4 protein-coding genes are annotated in these 5103 nt (G+C 69.4%); 2 read left to right on the forward strand and 2 right to left on the reverse strand.

Features of this window, described 5'->3' with window-relative positions:
* Positions 1 to 1071: SIMPL domain-containing protein (locus Q4F04_RS13915; protein WP_303370405.1), on the forward strand; the 1071-nt coding region annotated here is incomplete at its 5' end.
* Between the two features lie 79 nt (positions 1072 to 1150).
* Here the strand turns inward: Q4F04_RS13915 and Q4F04_RS13920 are convergent.
* Positions 1151 to 3295 carry an esterase-like activity of phytase family protein gene (locus tag Q4F04_RS13920; RefSeq protein WP_303370408.1) on the reverse strand — a complete coding sequence of 715 codons (2145 nt, stop codon included), beginning with the start codon at positions 3293 to 3295 and terminating at the stop codon, positions 1151 to 1153.
* Between the two features lie 234 nt (positions 3296 to 3529).
* On the opposite strand from Q4F04_RS13920, the gene Q4F04_RS13925 reads away from it, so the two are divergent.
* A complete protein-coding gene (locus Q4F04_RS13925; RefSeq protein ID WP_303370406.1) occupies positions 3530 to 4180 on the forward strand; it encodes a TerC family protein in 651 nt (216 codons plus the stop codon).
* A gap of 76 nt (positions 4181 to 4256) precedes the next feature.
* Here the strand turns inward: Q4F04_RS13925 and Q4F04_RS13930 are convergent, their stop codons facing one another.
* Entirely contained in the window at positions 4257 to 4946 is a 690-nt protein-coding gene (locus Q4F04_RS13930) for a GNAT family N-acetyltransferase (RefSeq protein WP_303370407.1), read from the reverse strand.
* Between the last annotated feature and the right edge of the window lie 157 nt (positions 4947 to 5103).

Genomic DNA, 5103 nt, shown 5'->3' on the forward strand with positions numbered 1-5103 from the left:
TCGGCCCATCCCGCGGGGCATGGCTGCGGCAAGCCCGCGACGATCAACGTGCAGGGCGAGGGCCGCGCCAGCGTCGCCCCGGATCTTGCCACGGTGTCGCTGGGCGTCACCACGCAGGCCCCCACCGCCGCGCAGGCGATGGCCGACAATGCCGCCCGCCAGACGGCGGTGATCGAGGCGCTGCGGGCGCAGGGCGTGGCCCCGGCCGACCTGCAGACGCAGGGGCTGAACCTGTCGCCGATCCAGGACTATTCGCGCGAAGGGCAGCCGCCGGTCATCACCGGCTACCAGGCGCAGAACATCGTGACCGCCCGCATCCGCGACCTGCCCCGCCTGGGCGAGATGCTGGACGCCATGGTCGGGGCCGGCGCGACCGACGTGCAGGGCATCGGCTTCTCGCGCGAGGATGCCGCCGCGACCGAGGACCGCGCCCGCACCGCCGCCGTGACCGAGGCCCGGCGCCGCGCCGGGGTGATCGCGGAAGCCGCCGGGATGGAGGTGGGACCGCTGCTGTCCCTGACCGACACCAGCATGTCGGGCAGCCCCCGCCCCATGGCGATGATGGCGCGGGCGGCCGAGGCGGATGCCTCGACCCCCGTCGAGACCGGAGAGCTGACGCTGACGGCGCAGGTGACGGGCGTGTGGACGCTGCTGCCTGCAGGCGGGGCCGCCGATTGCGGACCCGGCAAGGGCCGGGGACATCCCCATGGGGCGATGCCGCCCAAGGGTCATGGTCCGGGCGCACCCCATCATCCGGGCATGATGGAGGGACACCGCCATGGCGGGGGAATGCCGCCGGGCGGCGAGGGGCGCCCCGCCCCGACCGCCCCGCCGCAGGCTGCGGGCGAGCCGGCCGGGTCGCCCGGATGGTCGCTTGCGCCGCAACCCGCACCGCTGTCGCCCGCGGGCGCCGCGCAACCTGCACCGGATGCCGCACCGCCCGCACCCGGCGGTCAGGCAGCGCCGCAGGAACCGGCCCGGCCAGCAAGCGGAACCGCCGCAGATGGCAATGATGTAGCCATCCCGGATACAGGCGACGCGGCATCCGTCCCGCCTGCGCCCCTGAACTGACGCGGCCCGCAGGAATGCGGAAAGGGGAGCCTGCAGGCTCCCCTATCCCCTGTCTGCCGTCCCTTATCTGATGCAGGGGTCAGTCCAGCCTGACCGACCAGAGGAAGGTTTCGCCCGAGGCATCCTCCACCCCGTCGTTGTCCGTGGCGATCCATGCGGTGCCGTCGGACGCGATGGCGAGGCTTTCCACCTTGTCCTGCACATAGCCGTTCCAGCCCAGCAGATCGGGAATGAGGTCGCGCACCGGCTCTTTTGTGACCAGCGGCAACTCGCCGCCCAAGGGTGCAGGGTTCAGGTCGGCCAGCGGAATCCGGGTGATGGCCTTCAGCCGGGCGGCCTGCCCGATCAGGTTGTCGCGCTCGATCACATAAAGGTGGTCGCCGTGGCGGGCGATCTCGGACAACCCGACCCAGCCCTCGCCGCGGTCCAGCGGATAGCGGACGCCGGCCCAGTCCTGTGTGGCGGGGTCCAGTTGCAAAAGCTTCGTCTGCCCGTCAGGATCGTCGCCCCATTCACGCTGGACGGCCAGCCACAGCTTGCCCTCGACCAGGGCGATGCCCTCGAAGCCGAAGCGTTCCTGATGCGGGTCGAGCGTGGCGGGAGGGCCGATCTCTTCGGTGATCGCGCCCGAGGCATCGACATGCAGGACGGCATGGGGCACGTCCTTTCCGGCATCGCCTTCCGAGGCGAGCCAGAAGCCGCCCTGCCCGTCCGATGTGATCCCCTCCAGATCCAGCTTTTCGGCAGGCTGGCCGTCACGAGTCACGACCGTCTTCGCGGTGATCCGCGCGGGCGTCGCGGCCGCGTCGATCGTGTAGATCGCAGGCTCGGCCGAATAGGCGCTGTCGCTGACGGCGAAAAGCCGGGCGTCATCCGCCGGATCGACGGCCAGCCCCGAGATCGCGCCCCAGCCGATCAGCGGCTCGCTGCCTTCGCTGGTCAGCGTCGGATAGGCGGCAGGTCCCTCGGCGCGCTCGTAGATCATGACATGGGAACGGGCACCGCCGTCCTCGCCGAGATCGGTCTCGTTCGCGGTGGCGAAGAGGTTGCGCGCGGGGATGGGCGTCAGCCCCTCCGGCCCGATGCCCGAGGGCAGCAGTTGCAGCAACCGCGGGTCCGCCGGGTCGGCCACGTCATAAACCCCCACCACGCTGCCGCGTTCGGACCCGACGAACAGCAGCGGCTGGCCGCCATAGGCGGCAAAGGCCAGCCCCTCGGGTTCAACGCCCTTGTTGTCGGACCGCCCGTCCGGGTAATGGCCGATGGCGATGAGCGCGCGTTCAAACGCAGTGCCGCTTTCGTGGACGACGGCGCCGTCCTTTGACCAGATGGTGAAGCCGCGCGAGCCGCCCTTCCAGTCGCCCTCGTTCGCGGTGGCGAAATGGTCGTCGTCAAGCCACACCACGGCATCCGGTTCTCGCGGGACCTGGCGCTGTGCGCCGGTGAAATCCAGCCGGCCATCGTCCTCGGTGTCGATCCCGTCCAGATCGACGGCGCCCGCGCTGAAATGCGCCGCCACCTGCCCGTCCGCGCCGATCACCACGAGATGGTTGTTTTCCTGCAGGGTGACGGCCAGTTCGCCCGCCTCGTTGAAGGCCAGGTATTCGGGCTCGGGGTCCTCGGGGGCGACATCGGCCAGTCCGGTCAGGTCGATCCGCTGCAGCCCGGCGCAATCGACGCCCGCATCGCTGACCGGCAGGCGCAGCACGAAGCCTGCAGGCATCTGCGGCAGCGCCCCGTCGTTCACCTCCTCGTCGCGCTCGTTCTCGATAGCCACGGCGATCATATCGCCCGCGGGCGAGATCGCCACGGCGTCGGGCTGCCCGCCAAGGTCGCAACCGGCGATGACCTGCCGGGTGAACAGGTCCACCGTCCGCAGCACGCCCGACGGATCGGTGAAACTGTCCGAGGTGTTCACGCCGACGAAGGCAAGGGTCCCGCGCACCACCGCCGTGGTGGGCTCTCCCTCCATCGGCACGTGGCCCAGGGGCTTCGGCTGGCGCGGGTCGGTGATGTCCACCATCCCCAAGGCGCCCAGCGGGCTGTCCGAATAGATCAGCGTGTTGCCGTCCGGGGTCACGGCCATGATCTCGGCCGAGGTCTCGCGCGCGGGGTCTTCCCCTGCGGCCATGTTGTCCACGGTCGCAAAGCTTGCGATGCGGTTGAAATGCGGTTCGGCCAGCGCCGGGGCGGCGGCCAGAAGCGCAAGCCCCGAGGTCAGCATGGAACGGATCAGCACGGACGAAACCTCCTTGTTCGTGAAAGCTGCGCGCATGTCGCAGGCCAGCGTGACGGGCGCGTGACAGAATGGTGCGCTTGCCGTTTGGCGGGCATTGCCCTTGAACGGCTCAGGGTCTATGCGGCGCGCCGGGCAAGGCGGCGCGAGAGGACTCGGGCGGCTGCCGCCGTCCGCAACGGAACGCCGGCTCGCGCGGTCGGGTGAAGCGAAAGGATCAGCATGGATTTCATCACCGGAGACTGGCTTGCTGCGCTGTTCCAGGTCATCGCGATCGACCTGGTGCTGGCGGGCGACAATGCCATCGTGATCGGCCTGGCCGCGGCCGGGCTGCCCAAGGACCAGCGCAACAAGGCGATCCTTGTCGGCATCATCGCCGCAACCGTGATGCGGATCGGATTTGCGCTGGTCACCACCCAGCTTCTGGCGATCACCGGCCTGCTGCTGGCCGGCGGCCTGTTGCTGCTGTGGGTCTGCTACAAGATGTGGCGCGAACTCAGCGCGGGTCACGCCCATCACGAGGTCGAGGCGCACGAGGTCCTCGAGGACGCCGATCTCGACAAGGACGGCCGCGTGGGCGGAGCGCCGCGCAAGACCTTTGCGCAGGCGGCGACGCAGATCATCATCGCCGACGTGTCGATGTCGCTGGACAACGTGCTGGCCGTGGCCGGCGCCGCCCGGCACCACATCGACGTGCTGATCATCGGCCTTGTGCTGTCGATCGCGCTGATGGGCTTCGCCTCGACCTTCATCGCACGGCTGATCAACCGCTTCCGCTGGATCGCCTGGATCGGCCTGCTCATCATCCTGTTCGTGTCGCTGAAGATGATCTGGGAAGGCTGGCACGAGGTCTCGGTCGCCTGGGCGCTCTGAGGCGTCTGTCCAGAGCCGACATTCCCGCCCCGGCCGGTCATCCGGCCGGGGCTTTTCGTTTCCGTCCCTGGCGAGGTCAGCCTGAGCGGATGGCGCGCAACCCGCGGCGCTGGCGGCCGTCGGCGTCGAAGTTTCCGGGCGACAGCCATTCCGCGTTCGCGGCGGCAATGGCGGGCCAGTCGGCGTCGGTGATCGCCCACCAGGCGGTGTCGCGGCTGCGGCCCTTGATGACCATGTGGTTGCGGAAGATGCCTTCGAAGGTGAAGCCGAAGCGTTCGGCCGCCCGCATCGAGGCCGCGTTCAGCCCGTTGCATTTCCATTCCACGCGCCGGTAGCCGCTGGCGAAGGCCCAGCCGATCATCAGCATGATCGCCTCGGATGCCGCCGCTGTTTGCTGCAGGGCGGGCGCGAACTGGATATGGCCGATCTCGATCACACCATTGGCCGGGTCGATCCGCAGGAACGAGGCCACGCCCGCGATCCTGCCCGCCCGCTTCTCGCGCAGCGCGTAGAAAAAGGGATCAGGCAGTCCGGCCACGGATTCCTGCCACGCCCGGTAATTGTCCAATGTCTCGAACGGACCATAACCCATGTAGTCCCACAAGTCGTCCCGCCCGCGGTTCGCGTGAAACAGGTCATCCGCATGACGCGCGGGGTCGAGCCGTTCCAGCGCGACGAACCGCCCCTCGATCCGGTCAGGACCGGGGGGCGGCGGAGGGGTGAAATCCGGGACCGCCGCGCCCCGTGGCCGTTCGGGCGCCGCCATCTCAGGCGTCCTTGGGCAGAACCCGCAGCCGCAATTCGCGCAACTGCTCGTTGCTGGGTTCGCTGGGCGCGCCCATCATCAGGTCCTCGGCCCGCTGGTTCATCGGGAACATGATGACCTCGCGGATGTTCTGCTCGTCGGCCAGCAGCATCACGAT

The sequence above is a fragment of the Paracoccus sp. (in: a-proteobacteria) genome (genome assembly GCF_030536915.1).
GTDB lineage: Bacteria > Pseudomonadota > Alphaproteobacteria > Rhodobacterales > Rhodobacteraceae > Paracoccus.